This is a genomic window from Achromobacter spanius (assembly GCF_003994415.1).
GTDB lineage: Bacteria > Pseudomonadota > Gammaproteobacteria > Burkholderiales > Burkholderiaceae_B > Achromobacter > Achromobacter spanius_C.
The window spans coordinates 1,226,974-1,247,051 of record NZ_CP034689.1 but is presented as its reverse complement, the minus strand read 5'-3'; the positions used below and the strand labels follow the sequence as shown (position 1 = coordinate 1,247,051).

The 20,078-nt window shown below is 65.7% G+C and carries 17 protein-coding genes; 10 read left to right on the top strand and 7 right to left on the bottom strand.

Annotated elements, in window-relative coordinates:
* Positions 1 to 53 precede the first annotated feature (53 nt).
* From dusB to ruvA, 5 genes are all read left to right on the top strand, one after another.
* On the top strand, positions 54 to 1,079 hold the full coding sequence (gene dusB / locus ELS24_RS05585) for a tRNA dihydrouridine synthase DusB (RefSeq protein WP_050450399.1): 1,026 nt from the start codon (positions 54 to 56) through the stop codon (positions 1,077 to 1,079).
* 36 nt (positions 1,080 to 1,115) lie between these two features.
* Positions 1,116 to 1,355, top strand: a complete 240-nt coding sequence (locus ELS24_RS05580) for a helix-turn-helix domain-containing protein (protein ID WP_006217670.1) — start codon at positions 1,116 to 1,118, stop codon at positions 1,353 to 1,355.
* 104 nt (positions 1,356 to 1,459) lie between these two features.
* Positions 1,460 to 3,049, top strand: a complete 1,590-nt coding sequence (gene purH, locus ELS24_RS05575; RefSeq protein WP_050450398.1) for a bifunctional phosphoribosylaminoimidazolecarboxamide formyltransferase/IMP cyclohydrolase — start codon at positions 1,460 to 1,462, stop codon at positions 3,047 to 3,049.
* Positions 3,049 to 3,597 (top strand): crossover junction endodeoxyribonuclease RuvC, encoded by a 549-nt coding sequence (gene ruvC / locus ELS24_RS05570; protein WP_127183623.1) that lies wholly within the window; start codon positions 3,049 to 3,051, stop codon positions 3,595 to 3,597. The genes purH and ruvC overlap by 1 nt, the downstream gene beginning before the upstream one ends.
* A 141-nt stretch (positions 3,598 to 3,738) precedes the next feature.
* Positions 3,739 to 4,311: a Holliday junction branch migration protein RuvA gene (gene ruvA / locus ELS24_RS05565; protein WP_127183622.1), complete on the top strand. Its 573-nt coding sequence runs from the start codon at positions 3,739 to 3,741 to the stop codon at positions 4,309 to 4,311.
* Here ruvA and ELS24_RS05560 read toward each other — a convergent pair.
* The 5 genes from ELS24_RS05560 to ELS24_RS05540 all read right to left on the bottom strand — a co-directional run bounded on the left by ELS24_RS05560 (position 4,308) and on the right by ELS24_RS05540 (position 9,929).
* Positions 4,308 to 5,228, bottom strand: a complete 921-nt coding sequence (locus ELS24_RS05560; protein ID WP_127183621.1) for a complex I NDUFA9 subunit family protein — start codon at positions 5,226 to 5,228, stop codon at positions 4,308 to 4,310. The two genes, ruvA and ELS24_RS05560, sit on opposite strands and share 4 nt — an antisense overlap.
* A 137-nt stretch (positions 5,229 to 5,365) precedes the next feature.
* Positions 5,366 to 6,331: a threo-3-hydroxy-L-aspartate ammonia-lyase gene (locus ELS24_RS05555; RefSeq protein WP_050450394.1), complete on the bottom strand. Its 966-nt coding sequence runs from the start codon at positions 6,329 to 6,331 to the stop codon at positions 5,366 to 5,368.
* Between the two features lie 97 nt (positions 6,332 to 6,428).
* On the bottom strand, positions 6,429 to 7,502 hold the full coding sequence (gene ruvB, locus ELS24_RS05550; RefSeq protein ID WP_050450393.1) for a Holliday junction branch migration DNA helicase RuvB: 1,074 nt from the start codon (positions 7,500 to 7,502) through the stop codon (positions 6,429 to 6,431).
* Positions 7,503 to 7,617: 115 nt separating this feature from the next.
* Complete coding sequence (locus tag ELS24_RS05545; protein ID WP_127183620.1) at positions 7,618 to 9,228, bottom strand: sensor histidine kinase; 1,611 nt, start codon at positions 9,226 to 9,228, stop codon at positions 7,618 to 7,620.
* On the bottom strand, positions 9,228 to 9,929 hold the full coding sequence (locus tag ELS24_RS05540; RefSeq protein WP_050448961.1) for a response regulator: 702 nt from the start codon (positions 9,927 to 9,929) through the stop codon (positions 9,228 to 9,230). Before ELS24_RS05540 ends, ELS24_RS05545 begins: the two co-directional genes overlap by 1 nt.
* Before the next feature lie 218 nt (positions 9,930 to 10,147).
* Between ELS24_RS05540 and ELS24_RS05535 the strand changes: the two genes are divergently transcribed.
* Entirely contained in the window at positions 10,148 to 11,476 is a 1,329-nt protein-coding gene (locus tag ELS24_RS05535; RefSeq protein ID WP_127183619.1) for a fimbrial protein, read from the top strand.
* Between the two features lie 109 nt (positions 11,477 to 11,585).
* Positions 11,586 to 13,415, top strand: coding sequence for a DNA helicase RecQ (gene recQ, locus ELS24_RS05530; protein WP_050448912.1), 1,830 nt, complete (start codon positions 11,586 to 11,588; stop codon positions 13,413 to 13,415).
* A gap of 308 nt (positions 13,416 to 13,723) precedes the next feature.
* Here recQ and ELS24_RS05525 read toward each other — a convergent pair whose 3' ends face one another.
* Entirely contained in the window at positions 13,724 to 14,776 is a 1,053-nt protein-coding gene (locus tag ELS24_RS05525) for a cytochrome d ubiquinol oxidase subunit II (protein WP_127183618.1), read from the bottom strand.
* Entirely contained in the window at positions 14,773 to 16,116 is a 1,344-nt protein-coding gene (locus tag ELS24_RS05520) for a cytochrome ubiquinol oxidase subunit I (RefSeq protein WP_127183617.1), read from the bottom strand. The genes ELS24_RS05525 and ELS24_RS05520 overlap by 4 nt, the downstream gene beginning before the upstream one ends.
* A 136-nt stretch (positions 16,117 to 16,252) precedes the next feature.
* Here ELS24_RS05520 and ELS24_RS05515 point away from each other — a divergent pair, with 136 nt between their 5' ends.
* From ELS24_RS05515 to minD, 3 genes are all read left to right on the top strand, one after another.
* Positions 16,253 to 18,022, top strand: a complete 1,770-nt coding sequence (locus tag ELS24_RS05515; protein ID WP_050448962.1) for a glutamine--tRNA ligase/YqeY domain fusion protein — start codon at positions 16,253 to 16,255, stop codon at positions 18,020 to 18,022.
* 162 nt (positions 18,023 to 18,184) lie between these two features.
* Positions 18,185 to 19,105 carry a septum site-determining protein MinC gene (minC, locus tag ELS24_RS05510; protein WP_127183616.1) on the top strand — a complete coding sequence of 307 codons (921 nt, stop codon included), beginning with the start codon at positions 18,185 to 18,187 and terminating at the stop codon, positions 19,103 to 19,105.
* A 155-nt stretch (positions 19,106 to 19,260) separates the two neighbouring features.
* On the top strand, positions 19,261 to 20,076 hold the full coding sequence (gene minD / locus ELS24_RS05505; protein ID WP_050448916.1) for a septum site-determining protein MinD: 816 nt from the start codon (positions 19,261 to 19,263) through the stop codon (positions 20,074 to 20,076).
* Positions 20,077 to 20,078: the final 2 nt, after the last annotated feature.

The window sequence follows — 20,078 nt, the reverse complement described above, 5'->3', positions numbered from 1 at the left end:
AAGCGAGCACCCTCGAAAAATGGGGGCTTGATCGAGCCGGTTAAAATGTGACCATGCGCATAGGCCAGTGGACCCTTCCCAACAACGTTCTAGTCGCGCCCATGGCGGGCGTGACGGACCGTCCGTTCCGACAACTTTGCAAGAAGTTGGGGGCGGGCTATGCCGTGTCCGAAATGGCCGCCAGCAACCCCAAGCTGTGGGACAGCGTCAAGACGTCGCGCCGCCTGAACCACGATGGCGAAATCGCCCCCATTTCGGTCCAGATCGCGGGCGCCGACCCGGCCATGATGGCCGAGGCCGCCGTCTTCAATGCCGGCAAGGGCGCGCGCATCATCGACATCAACATGGGCTGCCCGGTCAAGAAAGTGTGCAACGTGGCATCGGGGTCGGCGCTGCTGCGCCATGAAGACCTGATCGTCCGCATCCTGGACGCCGTCGTGTCGGCCTGTGCGCCGCTGGGCGTGCCGGTCACCTTGAAGACCCGCACGGGTTGGGACCGCGACAGCCGCAACGCCTTGCGCGTGGCCAAGCTGGCCGAAAATGCCGGCATCGCGGCCCTGACCCTGCACGGCCGCACCCGCGCCGACCTCTATACGGGCGAGGCGGAATATGACACTATCCGCGCCGTCAAGGCCGAGCTGAGCATCCCCGTGATCGCAAACGGAGATATCGACTCTCCTGAAAAAGCCAAGCACGTCCTGGATTACACTGGCGCCGACGCGGTCATGATTGGCCGGGCGGCCCAGGGCCGTCCCTGGATCTTCCGCGAAATCGATCACTATTTGCGCACGGGCGTATCACTGGCCCCGCCCTCCCATGGGGAAATGCGCGAGCTGTTGCTTGAACATCTCGACGACCACTACCGCTTCTATGGCGAGCACACCGGCGTACGCACGGCGCGCAAACATATCGGCTGGTACCTGGACGGCCTGCCGGGCGCGGATTCGTTCTGCGCCCGCATGAACCTGATCGACAATACCCGCGACCAGTGGCGGGCGGTGTCGGATTGGTTCGATACCCTCTCGCGCGACGGCGAGCCCCACCCGGCGCCGGTCGCAGAAGCCCTGCTGGCGGCATGACCGCCTCAACACCAACATAAAAATATCTGTACTCAAATGAGCAAGAAAGATGTCCTGGAAGAATGCGTGCGCGCCAGCCTGGAGCGCTATTTCGAAGACTTGGGTGAATCCGAGCCCCACGATATGTGGGACATGGTGATGCGCTGCGTCGAACGCCCGGTGCTTGAAGTGGCGCTGGAGCGATCGGGCGGCAACCAGTCGCGCGCGTCTGAAATGCTGGGCATCACCCGCAACACCCTGCGCAAGAAGTTGCTGGCGCACAATATCCAGGTATAGCTTTTACGCAAGGGCAGGCCACCGGCGGCACTGCCCTTTCCCACGCCGATTTCCCATCCTGACCTGAACGAGAAAGGCGCACCGCCCGACTCCCGTCCCCCACCATGAAAATCGAAACCGCCCTGCTTTCGGTGTCCGACAAGACCGGCATCGTTGAATTTGCCCGCGCCCTGGCCGCGCGTGGCGTGCGCCTGCTGTCGACCGGCGGCACCGCCAAGCTGCTGGCCGACGCCGGCCTGACCGTTACCGAAGTGGCTGCCCACACGGGTTCGCCGGAAATTCTGGATGGCCGCGTCAAGACGCTGCACCCGAAGATTCACGGCGGCCTGCTGGCCCGTCGCGACAGCGCCGAGCACATGGACACCATCAAGGCGGCGGGCATCGATCGCATCGACATGCTGGTGGTGAACCTGTATCCGTTCCGTGAAACCGTGGCCAAGCCCGATTGCACGTTCGCCGACGCGGTCGAGAACATCGACATCGGCGGCCCGGCCATGCTGCGCGCGGCCGCCAAGAACCACGGCACCGAAGCGGGTGGCGTGACGGTCGTGATCGACCCGGTGGACTATTCGCGCGTGCTGGCCGAAATGGACAAGAACGGCAGCACGTCCTATGGCCTGCGACTGGCGCTGGCCTCGAAGGTCTATGCCCACACGGCCGCCTACGACGGCGCCATCGCCGCCTACCTGACCAGCCTGGCCGAAGCCGAACCGGCTCAGGAAGCCGTGCCGGCCCGTAACGAATGGCCTGGCACGCTGACCTTGCAGGTCAAGCAGGAACAGGCGCTGCGCTACGGCGAAAACCCCCACCAGACCGCCGCCTTCTATGTGGATGCGCAGCGTCCGGCCGGCCTGTTGGGCAACTACCGCCAACTGCAGGGCAAGGAACTGTCCTACAACAACATCGCCGACGCCGATGCCGCCTGGGAATGCGCGCGCAGCTTCGACGCGCCTGCCTGCGTCATCGTCAAGCACGCCAACCCCTGCGGCGTGGCCGTGGCGGCCGACACGCTGGGCGCCTACCAGCAAGCGTTCAAGACCGACCCGACGTCCGCTTTCGGCGGCATCATCGCCTTTAACCGCCCGGTGGACGCGGCCACTGCCGAAGCCGTCAGCGGCCAGTTCATGGAAGTGCTGCTGGCGCCTGCCTATGACGGCGCCGCGCTGGCCATCCTGGCCGCCAAGAAGAACGTGCGCGTGCTGGAAGTGCCGATGGGCGTGGGCCAGAACGCATTCGACATCAAGCGCGTGGGCGGCGGCTGGCTGGTGCAAAGCCCGGACGCCTACAACGTGCCGCGCGATGCGCTGAAGGTGGTCAGCAAGCGCCAGCCCACCGAACAGGAAATGAACGACCTGGCTTTCGCCTGGAAGGTTGCCAAGTACGTCAAGTCCAACGCCATCGTCTTCGTGGGCGGCGGCATGACCTTGGGCGTGGGCGCCGGCCAGATGAGCCGCATCGACTCGGCGCGCATTGCGTCGATCAAGGCGGAAAACGCCGGCCTGACGCTGCAAGGCTCGGCCGTGGCGTCGGATGCTTTCTTCCCGTTCCGCGATGGCCTGGACGTGGTGGTGGCGGCAGGCGCAACCTGCGTCATCCAGCCCGGCGGCAGCATGCGTGACGATGAAGTCATCGCCGCAGCCGACGAGCACGGCATTGCCATGGTGCTGACCGGCACCCGCCACTTCCGCCACTGATGCGCGTCCTGGGCATCGATCCCGGCTTGCGCCGCACCGGCTTCGGTGTGATCGATGCCGAGGGCTCGCGGTTGCGTTACGTGGCCAGCGGGACCATCGTGGTCCCGCCGGCGCTGACGCTGGCCGAGCGCCTGAAAGTCATTCTGGACAATCTGCGCGAAGTGGCGCGCGACACGCAACCCGATGTCGCCGCGCTTGAAATCGTCTTTCTGAACACCAATCCCGCATCCACGCTGCTACTAGGCCAGGCCCGGGGCGCGGCGCTGTGCGCCTTGGCGGACAGTTCGCTGGCGGTGCACGAATACACCGCCTTGCAGATCAAGAAGGCCGTGGTGGGCACCGGCCGCGCCGCCAAGGAGCAGGTGCAGATGATGGTGCAGCACCTGCTGTCCCTGGACGGTGTGCCCGCGCCTGACTCCGCCGACGCGCTGGCCTGCGCCATCTGCCACGCGCACGTCGGGCCCTTGCAGGACAAGCTGGAGCGACTGGGCACGTCACTGCGCATGGGCGGCAAGACCCGCATCCGCAACGGCCGCCTGATCGGCTGATTCCCTGCCCGCCAGGCCGCACCGCGTTCAAGCGCTGCGCCCGGACATCCCCCCTACCCGCCTCGCCGACTCTTGCGCGTATAGAATGCCCGCATTCGCCGCGCATTCCGCGCGCGCCATTGCTACCAGGCCATCATCACCATGATCGGACGCATTACCGGAACCCTGATCGAAAAGCTGCCTCCCACCATCTGCGTGGATGTGGGCGGCTTGGGGTATGACATCGACGTGTCCATGAGCACGCTGTACTCGCTGCCGGAGACCGGCGCGCGCGTCACGCTGTATACGCACCTGACGGTGCGCGAAGACGCGCACATTCTTTATGGCTTTGGCACCGCGGCCGAACGCAGCGCGTTTCGCGAGCTGATCAAAGTCAGCGGCATTGGGGCGCGCACGGCGCTGTCGGTGCTGTCCGGCATGTCGGTGGCCGACCTGGCGCAGGCCATCACCTTGCAGGAGACCGGCCGTCTGACGCGCGTGCCGGGCATCGGCAAGAAGACCGCCGAACGGCTGTTGCTGGAAATGCGCGGCAAGCTCGGCGCGGATATCGGCGCCACCTCGCACGCCACGCCGGACAACCAGTCGGACATCCTGAACGCACTGCTGGCGTTGGGCTATTCGGAAAAGGAATCGCTGTCGGCGTTGAAGACGCTGCCCGAAGGCGTGGGCGTGTCCGATGGCATCAAACAGGCGCTGAAAGCACTGGTGCGCTAAGACTTGCGCTGCAGATAGCGGGGCGCCACGGCCTCCAGGCCGGTCGGCACCACATGCAATTCGGGCGCGATCGGCCCCACGCAGATATTGTCGCGTCGCAGGGAATCCAGATTGTCGCGCGACATCAGCGGTTCGCCAGGCATGCACTCAAACAGGCGCGCCTGCAAGCGCCCCACCCCCATGGGCACCGGCACCACCGGGCGCGGGTTGCCACTCCAGACGGCGCACAAGCGCGCGATCTCGCCCAGGGTGTAGATCTGCGGGCCGCCCAGCTCATAGGTTTTGCCGCAGGTGTGGGTATCGCCCAGCGCCGTCGCCATGGCCGCCACCACATCGCCCACATACACCGGCTGCATGCGCGCATGCGCGCCGGCCAAGGGCAAGACCGGCAGCCAACGCGCCAGTGATGCAAACATATTGGTGAAATTGTCGTCCGGACCGAAGATGACCGACGGGCGGAAAATGGTCCAGCCCCCGTCGTTGCCGGATGGAAATTCGCTTTTGATGGCGGCTTCGCCATCGCCCTTGGAGCGCTGGTACATGCTGTCGCCCTGCGAGTCGGCGCCCAGCGCGCTGACATGCAACAGGCGGCGCACGCCATGGCGCTGACACGCCCGCGCAATGCGTTGCGGCAGATGCACGTGCGCGCGCGCAAAATCAGAGCCATATGGCTTGCCGACGTTGCCGTGCAAGATGCCCACCAGGTTCACCACCACGTCGCAGCCGGTGACCAGGCGGTCCAGTGCGGCATCGTCGTGGATGTCGGTCTGGATCAGCGTGGTCGTGGGGTGGACTTGCAGTTCGCTGCCGCGCGCCAACAGGCGGGTAGGCACGATGATCTGGTGCAGGTCGCCGGAAAGCCGGGCAATCAGATGGCGGCCGATGAAACCGGTGCCGCCGATGACAAGGATACGCATGCCGCAGCCCCTGTTCGTCAGGATCGAGACCCGATTCTGCCTTGCACGGACCACAACCGCAAGCACGCATCGGCAGCCCCAGGCGCGGGCCGCTTGATGCGCGTCATACGGGTGTCATTCGCGTGTCAGCCTGGCGGTCAGGACGCCAGCAGCTTGGCGTAGGCCGGAAGGTCGACGTTGCCGCCGCTGATGATGACGCCGACCCGCGCGCCTTGCACCGGCACCACGTTCTGCATGACCGCGGCCGCGGCCAGGCAACCCGTGGGTTCCACCACCATCTTCATGCGCTCGGCAAAGAACTTCATGGTGGTGACCAGTTGCGCGTCCGACACCGTGACGATGTCGCGCACATATTTCTGGATGAGCGGAAAGGTCAGGTTGCCCAGGTGGGTAGTCGCCGCGCCATCGGCCAGGGTCTTGGGGGCGGGAATTCGGACGACTTCACCCTTGCGCAGCGACTGCTGGCCGTCGTTGCCGGCTTCGGGCTCAACGCCGTACACCAGGCAGCGCGGGCTGAGCGCAAAGGCCGACAAGGCCGACCCCGACAACAAGCCCCCGCCGCCCAGGCAGACGAACAGATAATCCAGTTCACCGACTTCCTCGAACAATTCCTTGGCCGCCGTGCCCTGCCCCGTGATCACGTCTTCGTGGTCGTAGGGCGGAATCAGCGTGGCCCCGGTTTCGGCCTGGATACGCCGCGCGATCTGTTCGCGGTCTTCGGTGTAACGGTCATAAGTGACGATCTTGCCACCGTAGCCTTCGGTGGCCGCGCGCTTGGCCGCCGGCGCGTCCAGCGGCATGATGATCGTGGCCGACACGCCCTGCAGCTTGGACGCCAGCGCAATGGCTTGCGCATGGTTGCCCGACGAAAACGTGACCACGCCGGCGGCGCGCTGTTCGGGCGTCAGGCGCGCGATGGCGTTGTAGCCGCCGCGAAACTTGAAGGCGCCCATGCGCTGGAAGTTTTCGCACTTGAAGAAGACCGACGCGCCGCTGATGGCGTCGGCCGTGGCAGAGGTCAGGACGGGCGTGCGGTGGGCGTTGCCGGCCAGGCGCTCGCTGGCGCGCACGACGTCATCATAGGTAGGCAGTTCGGGCAGCATGGGAATCCGGTCCTTTGATCGCGGGGGTGTCGAAACCCCAGGATCATAAACCCGCCGCGCCGATTGCGCCGTACCTGCTACCCGGTATCCGCTTCGCCTACTTGTTGAAGAGCTCGCCGCTGCCGGTGGCCGTGCCGGCGGGAGGCGCCAGGCCCAGATGGCGCCAGGTGGACAGCGTGGCGGTGCGCCCCCGTGGCGTGCGTTGCAGATAACCGTGCTGGATCAGGTAGGGCTCGATCACGTCTTCGATGGTGTCGCGCTCTTCGCCGATTGCAGCGGCCAGGCTGTCCACGCCCACGGGGCCGCCGTCGAACTTGTGGATGATGGCTTCCAGCAGTTTGCGGTCCATCAGGTCCAGGCCCTGGGGGTCGACTTCCAGCATCGCCAACGCGCGGCCGGCGACGTCGGCGTCGATGGTGCCGCTAGCCTTGACCTCGGCGTAGTCGCGCACGCGGCGCAGCAAGCGGTTGGCGATACGCGGGGTGCCGCGCGCGCGGCGCGCCACTTCCGCCGCGCCGTCGGGCGTGATGACGGCGTTGAGCAAGCCCGCGCTGCGGGTCACGATATGGCCCAGGTCGGTGGCGTTGTAGAACTCCAGCCGCGACACGATGCCGAAGCGGTCGCGCAGCGGGTTCGTCAGCATGCCCGCGCGCGTGGTGGCGCCCACCAGCGTGAACGGCTGCAGGTCCAGCTTGACGCTGCGCGCGGCCGGGCCTTCGCCGATCAGGATGTCGATCTGGAAATCTTCCAGCGCCGGATAGAGAATTTCTTCAACCACGGGCGACAGACGGTGGATTTCGTCGATGAACAGCACATCGTTCTTTTCCAGGTTGGTCAGCAACGCGGCCAGGTCGCCCGGGCGTTCCAGCACGGGGCCGGAAGTCTGGCGCAGTTGCACGCCCATTTCATGCGCGATGATGTGGGCCAGCGTGGTCTTGCCCAGCCCGGGCGGGCCGAAGAGCAGTACGTGGTCCAGGGCTTCGCCGCGCTTGCGCGCCGCGGCGATGAAGATTTCAAGCTGCTCGCGCGCGCGCTGCTGGCCCACATATTCCTGAAGCGCCTTGGGCCGCAAGGCGCGTTCGATCGATTCCTCGTTGGGCGATACCGGCTGCGGCGCCACAATGCGGGGGGCGTCGGGACGAGAGGAAAGGGAATCGGACTGGATGGCCATGGTGCGGAAAACGACAAGGGACGAAGCAGGATGCATCGTACCGTATGGTGGCGCTGGCTAGGGGCGCCGGCTAGGGGGGCCGGCTTGTGGCCCCACCCTTGCAGATGGCCGCGCCCTAAGCGCTTTCCGACAGCGGCAGCCTTACCCGCACGCACAGGCCGCCGGAATCCGCCTGGCGCAACTCCAGCGAACCACCGTGCGCGCGCGCGATGGCCTCGGCCAGCGCCAGGCCGAGGCCGACGCTGCCAGTGCGCGTACGCGCGTCGTCCAGCCGGCTGAAGGGGCGCAGCGCCTCCTGGCGGCGCTCGGGCACGATGCCGGGACCATGGTCCGCCACGTCCAGCACCGCTTCGTGGTTTTCGCGGCGCAGGCCAACATCCACCGGTGGGGCGCCGTGGTTCAGGGCATTGCCGATCAGGTTGTCCAGCAAACGGCCCAAGGCCACCGCGTCGGCCTGGACTACCAGCGGCGCATCATCGTCCACCGACTTCAGGTGGATGTCCGTACCCGCGCCGTGCCAGGCGCCAACGCGCTCGGCCAGCCATTCGGACAGCACGATGGGCGCATAGCGGTAGGCCGCCGGGTCAGTGCCGCGCACAAAGCCGATGAACTGGTCCACCATGTGTTGCATGTCTTGAAGATCGGTGCGCAGGCCTTCCTTCAGCTTGGAATCGTCGGCCATTTCAATCCGCAGCCACATGCGCGACAACGGCCCTTTCAGGTCGTGCGGCAAGCCGGACAGCAGCGTGCGGCGCACCGAGTCGGATTCGGCCAGCGCGTCCAGCATGGCGTTGAAGCGTTCGCCCAAGGCGCGGGTTTCGTGCGGCCCCGAGGGCTCTACGCGCTGCGGCTGCCCGGCCGCCAGGCGGTCAGCCGCGTCCGCCAGCCGGGTAATGGGGCGCGTGATGTGCCAGGAAAAGCCCACGGCCAGCAACAACAACAGGCCCAAGCCGCCCAACCAGGCGGCGATGAAGGGCGTGGCCACGGGCGGGTCCAATCGTTCCAGGGGGATGACCAGCCATTCCCGCAGGCGCGGCACGTCTTCGCTGGCCGAATTGGGCGCCAAAGAAATGAAGATTTCGGGCGTGGGGCCGCGCGACAGCGCTACGCGGGTGCCGTCGTTCAGCCGTTCGTTCAGCAACTGCACCAGCGCCTTCAGGTCGCGGCGGATGTCGTCGGGCTCGGGCTTGTTGTGGCGCCGCATGCGCTCTTCGTGCGCCACGCGGTCGGCCTCGCGCTGCTGGGCAGTGCGCGTGTCCACCTGGTCGGCGCCCGTCTCGTGCTCGTCGCCGTGCCCGTCCGGCGGTGGCCTGTCGCCAGGTTGGGCGTCCGAGGGCGGCGGTGGCCTGTCGCCGGGCCGGGCGTCCGAGGGCGGCGGTGGCGGCGGGCGGGGCGTGGCTCGGGGCGGCGGCGGCGGACGCCGTCCGTTGAAGCGTTGCAGCTTGGCTTCGGCGGGCAGCACCCGCGACCACAGGCGCCATTGATTCTGCGACGCCGTGCGCACGAAATCGGCACGGTCCTCAGCGGGCACTTCGGACAAGGCGGCGCGCAGCGTGCGAATGGTGGTGACGATATAGCCGATCGCCACGTCTTCCATGAACTTGTGCCGGAAGTACGACACCGTCACCAGCGTGGCCGCTTGCGTCAGCAGGACGGAACCCAGGATCAGCAGGATCAGGCGCGCACGCAGCGAGCGCGGCACCAGGAAGCGGGCAAGAAAGCGCATCAGGGCGAGAACCGGTAGCCAATGCCCCAAACGGTCTGGATCCAGCGCGGCTGTTTCGGATCATCTTCGATCACGCGGCGCAGGCGCAGGATGGCGATGTCGATGGCGCGGTCGTTGCGTTCGCCGGCGTCATCGTCGCGCGCAAGCGCCAGCAGACGTTCCCGCGACAGCGGCTTGCCCGCGTTGCGCACCAGCGCTTCCAGAAGGTTGATTTCGCCACCGGTCAGCTTGACCACCGTGCCATCACGCGACAACTGCCGGGTGGACGGGTCGAACAGGAACGGGCCAAAGGTGACCGGCGCATCCTTGGTCAAGGCGGACGGACCGCGTTTGCGGCGCAACACGGCTTCGATGCGGGCCAAGAGTTCACGCGGGTCAAAGGGCTTGCCGACGTAATCGTCAGCGCCCGCTTCCAGGCCGATGATGCGGTCCACGGCTTCGTCACGCGCGGTCAGCAAAATTACGGGGATGTCTTCGCCTTGCTCGCGCAGGCGGCGGCAGGCGTCGGCGCCGTCGCCGCCGGGCAGCATGCGGTCCAGCACAAGCAGGTCGGGGGCATAGCGGGTGATGCGCGTCGACAGGTCGGTGGCGTCCGGCGCCAACAAGGTGTCGTAGCCGTGCCGATTCAGGTAGTCGGCCAGCAATTGCCGCAGGGCCGGGTCATCGTCGACGACCAGCAGCTTGGTATGAGGATTGTCCATGGTCGCCATAGTGCGGCGCGGCGCGCCTGACCGCAAGGGGCAAGAAATCAACTGAAATAGACCTGTTGCATGATGTACGGCGTCTTGTGGCGCATCCCTCAAGTTCCTTCCAGGCGCGCCCGGCCGGCCCTAAAATGAAGCCCCTGGTCTTGCCCCTGGTCCGGTTTACTAAAAATCGTTTACAGCTACGGCAGCGTCCCCTCTCTACACTGATTTTTATGGTCGCCCCTGCAATCTGGCGCAGACGGCTGTTGCACGTGGTGCTGACGGCGGGCGTGGTTTGCCCGCTGCCTGCCGCCCTGGCCGACACGCTTGATGCGCCCCCATTTTCTGTCCCATCGCCCGCGCAGAGCGCGCCGGTGCTGATGGCACGCGGCATCGGCGTGCTGTCGCCGGTGCAGCCGATTCCTGTGCGCCCGGCGCCGTCGATCGCGGCGCGCGCCGTACCCCTGGACCCGCCCCTGTGCGGCCTGGAGGCCGCCGAACCGGCCCTGGACACCAGCGTGCGCGGCGGCGAAGACGACGGCTCCGACGTCATTCCCGGACTGGGCACGGGCCTGTCGGGTGGCGCACAGGGCATGACGCCGGAATGCCAGACCCAGCCGACAGCCATCGTTGAAGACAGCATGCCCGACTATTCCTTCGCCTTGGAAGACAGCGACATTCCGCGCGTGCCGGTGGTGGTGATCTCGGGCGTATCGCGACCGACCCGCCCCTGGTTCGCGTCGGTCAGCGGCCAGGACGGCCTGCGCTATGGTGGCGACCGCAACTGGGTTTACCGCAACACCGCCGGCCCGTCGCTGACTGTGGGCAACATCAACGCCAATGCCCCCGTATGGGGCAGCAGCGCGCCGGTGGGCGGGCTGCAGATTGCAAACTGGGCAGGCTCCGCCGCCACCGTGCCTGAAGGCAGCTTCGGTTATTCATCGTCGGTTGGCAAACTGAACCGGATGGATCCGGCCGCCCGCTCGGGTCCGGTGGACTACGGCGCGTCGGTCGGCTCCGGCAGCGTGCGCTACGGGCTGACCCCGGTGCTTACCCTGGAAGGCCAGATGCAAAGCGCCCCCGCCCTGACCACGCGCGGCCTGGGCACGACCTACGCCGCGGGCGAATACGGCACGTTCCAGGCGGGCGCCACGCAAAGCTCGTTCGACGCCTCCAACGCCTGGCGTTACCGCTTCGGCTACAACGTGGACGTGGCGGATATGGTCAACCTGGGCTACACCAACGAACAGATCGGGGCGGGTTTTGGTGACCTGTCGACCTACTCCGGCGGCGTGGCCTCGGCGGCGCAAACGCGCAACACCCTGTCGGCGGGCGTGCCCATCACCGGCTGGGGCACCTTCAGCGGAACCTATTCAGGGCTGCGCGAAGGCTCGGCCCTGGCCGAGCAGCGTGTCGGCCTGTCGCACAGCATGTTTGTGGCGCCCAAGGTGCAACTGGCCGTGGGTGCTGACCGCGACATCGTGTCGGGCAACTACGAATGGCGCGCCAACCTCAGCATGCCGGTGGACACCTTCATGCGCGGCACCTGGTTGAGCTGGTAGCGGGCCAGGGGGCCTGCAAGCCGCGAGCCGGACGGAAATATCTCTCTGAAAATGGCCGGCCCGCAATTGCGGCTTAAAATCCCCGCCATGATGCTTTCGGCCTACCCCCATGTCTGACGCGCGCGCCCTTGGCGTCCTGCAGCGCGTTTTCGGTTACGAATCCTTCCGCGGCGACCAGCAAGCCATTGTCGAACAAGTGATCGACGGCGGTGACGCGCTGGTCCTCATGCCCACGGGCGGAGGGAAATCGCTCTGTTACCAGATTCCGTCCTTGGTGCGCGAAGGCACCGGCATCGTCGTGTCGCCACTGATTGCGCTGATGCAGGACCAGGTCGACGCCCTGACGGAACTGGGCGTGCGCGCGGCCTTCCTGAATTCCACGCAGGATTGGCGCGTGGCCCGCGACGTGGAACAGGCGTTCCTGGCGGGCGAACTAGATCTGCTCTACGTCGCGCCCGAACGGCTCCTGACCGACCGCTGCCTGCAACTGCTTGAGCGCGGCCGCATCGCCCTGTTCGCCATCGACGAGGCGCATTGCGTGTCGCAATGGGGGCATGATTTCCGGCCGGAATACCTGGGCCTGTCGATGCTGCACGAGCGCTGGCCCGATGTGCCGCGCATCGCGCTCACGGCCACGGCCACGGCGGACACGCGCACCGAGATCGCGCAGCGCCTGTCGCTGGACGATGCTCGGCATTTCGTGTCCAGCTTCGACCGCCCCAACATCCGCTACCGCATCGTCGAAAAGAACGAGGTGCGCAAGCAATTGCTGGACATGATCCGCACCGAACACGACGGCGAATCCGGCGTGGTGTATGGCTTGTCGCGAGCGCGGGTCGAAGAGACGGCCGAATTCCTGTGCAATCAGGGCATCGATGCCATGCCCTACCACGCCGGCCTCAGCCCCCAAGTGCGCGCGGCCAACCAGGCCCGTTTCCTGCGCGAAGACGGCGTGGTCATGGTGGCCACCATTGCCTTTGGCATGGGTATCGACAAGCCGGACGTGCGCTTCGTGGCGCACATCGACCTGCCCAAATCCGTTGAAGGCTACTACCAGGAAACCGGCCGCGCCGGCCGCGACGGCCTGCCCGCCACGGCGTGGCTGGCCTATGGCCTGCAAGACGTGGTGCAGCAGCGCCGCATGATCGACGAGTCCCCCGGCGACGAATCCTACCGCCGTCGGCTGGGCCAGCAACTGGACGCCATGCTGGGCCTGTGCGAAACCGTGGAATGCCGCCGGGTGCGGCTGCTGGCGTACTTCGGCCAGCAGATCACCGCCTGCGGCAACTGCGACGTCTGCCTGGAACCGCCGCAAGCCTGGGACGGCACCGTGGCGGCGCAAAAAGTGCTGTCGGCCGTCTATCGCTTGTGGAAGGAACGTGGGCAGCGCTACGGCGCGGGCCACATCATCGACATCCTGCGAGGCAAGGTCACTGACCGCACCAAGCAGCACGGCCATGAAACCCTAAGCGTGTTCGGCGTGGGCGAAGACCTGAGCGACACGGCTTGGCGCGGCGTGCTGCGCCAGTTGCTGGCGCAGGGTTTGCTGACCGTGGACGCCGAAGGCTATGGCACCCTGGCGCTGACCGAAGGCAGCCGCGCCGTGCTCAAGGGCGAACGCCAGTTGATGCTGCGCCGGGAGTCCGAGAAGAAAACCCGGTCGGGCAAGACAGGCAGTGGCCGTCCCAAGGCGGCAACGATTGACCTGCCGGCTGAATTGCAACCGGTGTTTGAAGCGCTGCGCGCTTGGCGCGGTGAAGTCGCCAAAAGCCACGGCGTGCCCGCCTACGTCATTTTCCACGACGCCACGCTACGCGAAATCGCCCTGGCCCAGCCAGATTCGATGGACGCCCTGAGCCACATCAGCGGCGTGGGCGCCCGCAAGCTGGAAGCCTACGGCGAAGAGATCCTGCAACGCGTGGCAAGACCGGTGATGTGATCGTAGGACGTCCGCGGCGTGTGCGGACGTGGATGCGTCGTCAAGGGGCGGGGGTATGGCCGAGGGTGTGGCCCGTGGTCCGCGATCCGTGATCCGTGATCCGCGATCCGTGGCCGTGATCCGGGAATTGTAGGATGGGTGAAGCGCGCAAGGCCGCATAAAAGAATGCTGGCCTGAATCGCGCGTAACCCATCAGGCGGCCACCCCGACGTAGCCGCCCGTTGCGAAAAATTCGGCGTTGCATGATGGGTTGCGCGCGATCGATGCCGGGGATTTTGCATTGATCTTTGCGCGCTTCACCCATCCTACTAAGAGGGTGGCGGCAATAGCGGGACCGGTGCGCGTTCCTTGCCGAAGACCGATCGGTACGCCAGGATGTTGAACACCAGCACCACCGGAACTCCCACCACCGCACCAGCCATGACTAGGCGCATCGAACCCAACGCCCCCGCGCCGTCCCAGAGCGTCATGTCGTCCAGGATCAGATACGGGAACAGGCTATAGGCCAGGCCGCTCAACATCAGCAAGAACAGCCCCACACACAGCACGAACGGCAGCCAGCTGAAACGCTCCGCCCGGCCGGGTAAGCGGGCCAGCAACATTTCTGCCGCGACATACCCCGCCAGCATCAGCACCCAGACCGTTGCGGCCAGGCTCAGGTGGGCAATGTTGCTCCACTTGTAGAAGATGCCCGCGTTGGCCAGCCCCAGCGTCACCGCAATCGCCACCATGCCCACCGCCGTCCAGCGGATGGCGTGGCGGGCCCAGTAGGACGCACGGCGTTGAAGGTCACCATCCACTCGCATGACCAACCACGATGCACCCAGCAGCACGTAGGCCGCCACGGCACACAGGCCCACGAACAGCGCGAACCAGCCATAGCCCGCGTCGGATTGATAGCCGGTGGCGATGCGCCCCAGCAGCATCCCCTGCCCGAATGCCGTAATGATGGAACCGGCCCAGAACCCGAAGATCCAACGCGGCTTCATCTCGTTGCGCGCGCGGATGCGGAATTCGAACGACACGCTGCGCAACACCACGCCCAGCACCATGAAGGTCAGCGGCCCGTAAAGCTTGCCCAGCACCGCGCCCCACGCGAAGGGAAAGGCCGAGGCGAACAGGCCCATGCCCAACAGCAGCCAGAATTCGTTGGCGTCGCGCCAGGGGCTCAAGAGCGACATCATGCGGCCGCGCTCGTGTTCGGGCGCCAGTTGCAGCAGGATGCCCACCCCCAGATCAAAGCCATCCAGCACCATGCCCGCGGCGATCACCACGAACAACAGCCCCATGAAGGCCAGCGGCATCCAGAACGATGGGTCTTCGGGGCTGAGTCCCTGCGACGCGGCCAACATGGCGATCATGGCGATCCTCCGCCCAATTTACGCACCGGCACCACGCCGTAGCGCGCCGCGTGGAACAGCATGCCCGTGAATGCGGCCAGTAACAGGGCATACAGCAGGCCATAGCCCACCAAGCCATAAAGAACCGTGCTGGACGGCACCGGCCCCAGCACTTCGGATTGCGTAACGGTGCCGTTCACCACGAAGGGCTGCAGGCCGATGATGGACACCCACCAGCCCGCCACCACGGCGATACCGCCCGAAAACATCATGCCGCACAGCACGCGCTGCCACCACACGGGCAACGTCGAGGGATCCAGCCCGCGCCGGAACGTCCATAGAAACGTGACGCAGGCCACGACCAGCATCAGCAGGCCCAGGGCGACGGCCACGCGCAGTGACCAGAACGTCAGCGCCACGGGCGGCAACATGCCGGAGAATTTATCCAGACCTTCGTAGGTGCCTTCAGCATTGCGATGCAGCCAGGCGCCACCCGCGTTGCGGATGGTCAGGTCCGACACATTGGCATGGGCGCGCGCATCGGGCCACCCGAACAGCACCAGTTGCGGCTCGGTGCCGCTGTTCCAGAAACCCGCCGCAGCCGCCGCCTTGGCAGGTTGCAGCTTGGCCATGAGGTGGCCAGTACCGGTGGCGACCGGAATCTGCAGGAACGCGGCCACCACGCCAATCACCAGCGCCGTCTTGAACGTATTGCGCTCGCCATCGCCCAGCGGACGCCGCAGGGCCTGCAACGCCGTCACGCCCATCATCAGGAACGACACGGACAGCGCCGCGCCCACCGCCACCATGGCCATGCGCCAGCCCACCGACGGGTTCAGCACCACGGCGACCCAGTCATAGACCTGGTAGCGTCCGTCGACCAGAATGGCGCCGTCGGGCGTCTGCATCCAGGATTGCAGGGCCATCACCCAGAACACCGCCACCAATTGGCCCACCGCCACCATCAGCACCGCCAGCGTGTGCGCGCCATCGGACACGCGGCGCTGGCCGAACAGCATCACGCCCAGGAAGCATGACTTCAGGATGAAGACCGACAGGATGCCGTAGCCCAGCAAGGGGCCGGCCACATTACCGATCTTGTCCATCAGGCCAGCCCACAGGCTGCCGATCTGGATCAGCACGGGCACGCTGGCCGCCAGGGTCAGGACGAAAGCCAGCGCGAAAATACGCACCCAGAAGCGGTAGGCGGCGGTCCAGCCCGGGCGGCCGGACCAGCGGGCGCGCACCTTGAAAAACAGCAGCACCCAGGCAAGGGCCAGGGAAACCGCCAGGAACAGCGCCAGAAAGCTCAGGCTGGCCACGAACTGCGCACGGGCCAGGGAAAGGGTGGATATATCCATGATGGCCCGTAGTGTAGAGCCAGTTACATGCCTGTGGGGACAGTTTGAAACCGGTTGCATGGGGTTCAAAAAGGCCCCTGTGGCGGAACGTGGCAAAATTGACGCTTTGTCGCCGCTTTTTCCTATTCTTTCAAGAATGACCTCCGCCACGACGCCGACCCCAGCTGCATCCAATTTCCTGCTTAACATCGTCCAGGACGACCTTGAAGCCAATCGCTTCCAGGGCAAACGCTGGGCGGGCAAGCCTGGCCCGGCCGACGTGCAGGCGCAGGGGACGGCCGATCCGGCCCGCATCCGCACGCGCTTTCCGCCGGAGCCCAACGGCTATCTGCACATCGGCCACGCCAAGAGCATCTGCGTGAACTTCGGCCTGGCGCGCGACTTCGGCGGTGTCTGTCATCTGCGCTTTGACGACACCAATCCCGAAAAGGAAGACCAGGAATACGTCGACGCCATCATGGAAGCCGTGCATTGGCTGGGCTTTGACTGGAAGGCCGCCGACGGACAGGAAAACCTGTACTTCGCCAGCGACTACTTCGGCTATATGTATGAGTTCGCCGAAGCCCTGGTCGAAGCCGGCCATGCCTACGTCGATGCGCAAAGCCCCGAAGAAATCCGCGCCAACCGTGGCACGCTGACCGAACCCGGCACTGATTCGCCCTGGCGCAACCGCCCGGCCGCGGAATCGATCGCCCTGCTGCGCGAAATGCGCGACGGCAAGCATCCGGACGGCAGCCTGGTGCTGCGCGCGAAGATCAACATGGCGTCGCCCAACATCAACCTGCGCGACCCGGTCATGTACCGCGTGCGCCACGCCACCCACCACCGCACGGGCAACCAATGGTGCATCTATCCGATGTACAGCTGGGCGCACCCGGTGGAAGACGCGCTGGAAGGCATCACGCACAGCGTGTGCACGCTGGAATTCGAAGACCAGCGCCCGTTCTACGACTGGATCCTGGCGCGCCTGGCCGAGCTGGGCAAGCTGGCCCAGCCGCTGCCGCATCAATATGAATTCGCTCGTTTGAACCTGAGCTACGTCGTCACCAGCAAGCGCAAGCTGCTGCAACTGGTGCGCGAAGGCCATGTGGACGGCTGGGACGACCCCCGCATGCCGACCATCTTCGGCCTGCGTCGGCGCGGCTACACGCCGGCCTCGATCCGCCTGTTCTGCGACCGCACCGCCGTGTCCAAGTCGGATTCGCGTATTGACTACAGCCTGCTCGAACAAGCCGTGCGCGACGACCTCGACCCCATCGCCGCCCGCTCGGTGGCCGTGCTGGATCCGATCAAGCTGGTGATCACCAACTACCCGGAAGGCCAGACCGAACTCTGCACCGCCCCGCGCAACCCGCACGACCCGGAAGCCGGCGTGCGTGAATTTCCGCTGTCGCGCGAGCTCTGGATTGAACGCGACGACTTCCGCGAAGAAGCGCCGAAGAAGTATTTCCGCCTGTTCCCGGGCAACACCGTGCGCCTGAAGTACGGCTACGTGGTGCGCTGCACCGGCTTCACCAAGAACGAAGCGGGCGAAGTCGTTGAAGTCCAGGCCGAATACCTGCCCGAGACCAAGAGCGGCACCCCGGGCGCGGACAGCGTCAAGGTCAAGGGCAACATCACCTGGGTCAGCGCCGCCCATGCGGTGGCCGCCCAGATCCACCTGTACGACCGCCTGTTCGCCGACGCGCGTCCCGACGGCGGCGACAAGGATTTCCTGACTTGCCTGAATCCGAACTCCAAACAGACCGTCACGGCCTGGCTGGAACCGGGCACCGTCGCCACGCCGGGCGCCACCTGGCAATTCGAGCGACTGGGCTATTTCACGGCCGACCTCAAGGATTCCACCGAAGCCGCTCCGGTGCTGAACCGCATCGTTACCCTGCGCGACTCCTGGGCGCAAGGCTAAGTCCGCCGCGCGTGCGTAACACGGGAAAAAGCGCCTTCGGGCGCTTTTTTCTTTCGTCTTACCCCCTGCGCACCCCACCCCGGCGCGGGTTATCATGCCCGACATCCCGCAGCCGGTTGCGCGCGCCGTTTTCCTGGCGCCGGACCGCCAGCCACAATCAAGATGAATACTGAATCCCTAGCCCTGGACTTCAAAAGCGCCACCCTTTACGCCATTCGCGTGGTTCTGCACAGCGCGGACCCCGAACGCCTCGCCGCCGCGCTGGCTAAGCGCATGGCGGATGCCGGCAGCTTCTTTGAAAACGAACCCGTGGTCATCGACGCCAGCCGCGTCGAAGAAACAGTCGATTGGAAGGCGCTGGTCGACGCGCTGCGCGCGCACAACCTGCCCGCGATCGGCGTGGTGGCCGAAGGCGCCAACCTGAAAGCCGCGCGCGAGGCCGGCCTGGCTCCGGTTGAGCTTTCCACCCCACCCGCGCGCCCCGCTCCGGTCGTGGATACGGCGCCGCCCAATGATGTGGCAACGCCCGTGCCGTCGGTGCCGGCTGCCGCCGTTGAAACCGCGCCCGCGCCCACCGACACGTCGACGGTGGATAACGCCGCCACGGATAAAGCGGCCACCGATAACGCGGCCACGGCTAGCGACTCCACCGACACGCCTGCCAAGCCCGCCGCCGAGCCGATGCCCGCGCGCGAAGCCAGCAGCACCACCTCCGCGCCCACGCCCACGCAGGCCACGCCGCACTCGGCGTCGGCATTGGTCATTACCAAGCCCTTGCGTTCGGGCCAGCGCGTGTACGCGCGCCACACAGACCTGGTCGTGATCGGCATGGTGAGCCAGGGCGCTGAAGTCATTGCCGATGGCAATGTGCACGTTTACGGCCCTCTGCGCGGCAAGGCCATGGCAGGTGCACGCGGCGATACCTCCGCGCGCATCTTCACGACGCATCTGGACGCCGAGCTGCTGGCCGTGGCAGGGGTGTACCGTGTCGTGGAAGACAAGCTGGACCGCACGTTGCACAACCAGCCGGCGCTGGTGCGCCTGGATGGCGACACGCTGCGGATCGAAGCCTTGAAAAGCTGAAGCAGTGGCCGCTGCTTGGCGTGCGCGCCAACGCGGTATCGCAGCGTCGAACATCAGCATCGAACATCAAGTCTCAACACATTCTGTAAGAAGCCTTACACAGGCTTTTTGCTTTACGATAACGCGGTTTCTTCGAACATAAGGGTTTGATCGTCATGACACGCATTGTTGTGGTGACTTCCGGCAAAGGCGGCGTGGGTAAAACCACGACGAGCGCCAGTTTTTCCGCGGGCCTCGCGATGCGGGGCCACAAGACCGCTGTCATCGACTTCGATGTCGGCCTGCGCAATCTCGACCTCATCATGGGGTGCGAGCGTCGCGTGGTGTACGACTTCGTCAACGTGATTCAGGGCGAAGCCACCCTCAACCAGGCGCTGATCAAGGACAAGCAGCTTGAAAACCTGTTCATCCTGCCCGCCTCGCAAACGCGCGACAAAGACGCGCTAACGCAGGAAGGCGTGGAAAAGGTCATCAACGACCTGAAGGAAATGGGTTTCGAATACATCATCTGCGACTCGCCCGCCGGTATCGAAACGGGTGCGCTGATGGCCGCCTATTTTGCCGACGACGCACTCGTCGTGACGAACCCGGAAGTCTCGTCGGTGCGCGACTCCGATCGCATCCTGGGCATCCTCGCGGCCAAGTCCAAGCGCGCGGTGGATGGCGGTGAACCCGTCAAGGAATTCCTGCTGCTCACGCGCTACAACCCCAAGCGCGTGGTCGACGGCGAAATGCTGTCCTTGGGCGATATCGAAGACATCCTGCGCATCAAGCTGATTGGCGTCATCCCGGAATCGGAAGCCGTGCTGCAAGCGTCGAACCAAGGCCTGCCCGCCATTCATCTGAAAGACACGGACGTTTCCGAAGCCTACAAGGACGTCGTTGCCCGCTACCTGGGCGAAGACAAAGCGCTGCGCTTTACCGATTACGAAAAGCCCGGTTTCCTGAAACGCCTGTTCGGAGGCAAGTAAGC

Excerpts from the sequence above, each read along its gene's own strand:
- dusB (WP_050450399.1), top strand. The coding sequence starts at position 54 with ATGCGCATAGGCCAGTGGACCCTTCCCAACAACGTTCTAGTCGCGCCC.
- ELS24_RS05580 (WP_006217670.1), top strand. The coding sequence starts at position 1,116 with ATGAGCAAGAAAGATGTCCTGGAAGAATGCGTGCGCGCCAGCCTGGAG.
- purH (WP_050450398.1), top strand. The coding sequence starts at position 1,460 with ATGAAAATCGAAACCGCCCTGCTTTCGGTGTCCGACAAGACCGGCATC.
- ruvC (WP_127183623.1), top strand. The coding sequence starts at position 3,049 with ATGCGCGTCCTGGGCATCGATCCCGGCTTGCGCCGCACCGGCTTCGGT.
- ruvA (WP_127183622.1), top strand. The coding sequence starts at position 3,739 with ATGATCGGACGCATTACCGGAACCCTGATCGAAAAGCTGCCTCCCACC.
- ELS24_RS05560 (WP_127183621.1), bottom strand. The coding sequence starts at position 5,228 with ATGCGTATCCTTGTCATCGGCGGCACCGGTTTCATCGGCCGCCATCTG.
- ELS24_RS05555 (WP_050450394.1), bottom strand. The coding sequence starts at position 6,331 with ATGCTGCCCGAACTGCCTACCTATGATGACGTCGTGCGCGCCAGCGAG.
- ruvB (WP_050450393.1), bottom strand. The coding sequence starts at position 7,502 with ATGGCCATCCAGTCCGATTCCCTTTCCTCTCGTCCCGACGCCCCCCGC.
- ELS24_RS05545 (WP_127183620.1), bottom strand. The coding sequence starts at position 9,228 with ATGCGCTTTCTTGCCCGCTTCCTGGTGCCGCGCTCGCTGCGTGCGCGC.
- ELS24_RS05540 (WP_050448961.1), bottom strand. The coding sequence starts at position 9,929 with ATGGACAATCCTCATACCAAGCTGCTGGTCGTCGACGATGACCCGGCC.
- ELS24_RS05535 (WP_127183619.1), top strand. The coding sequence starts at position 10,148 with ATGGTCGCCCCTGCAATCTGGCGCAGACGGCTGTTGCACGTGGTGCTG.
- recQ (WP_050448912.1), top strand. The coding sequence starts at position 11,586 with ATGTCTGACGCGCGCGCCCTTGGCGTCCTGCAGCGCGTTTTCGGTTAC.
- ELS24_RS05525 (WP_127183618.1), bottom strand. The coding sequence starts at position 14,776 with ATGATCGCCATGTTGGCCGCGTCGCAGGGACTCAGCCCCGAAGACCCA.
- ELS24_RS05520 (WP_127183617.1), bottom strand. The coding sequence starts at position 16,116 with ATGGATATATCCACCCTTTCCCTGGCCCGTGCGCAGTTCGTGGCCAGC.
- ELS24_RS05515 (WP_050448962.1), top strand. The coding sequence starts at position 16,253 with ATGACCTCCGCCACGACGCCGACCCCAGCTGCATCCAATTTCCTGCTT.
- minC (WP_127183616.1), top strand. The coding sequence starts at position 18,185 with ATGAATACTGAATCCCTAGCCCTGGACTTCAAAAGCGCCACCCTTTAC.
- minD (WP_050448916.1), top strand. The coding sequence starts at position 19,261 with ATGACACGCATTGTTGTGGTGACTTCCGGCAAAGGCGGCGTGGGTAAA.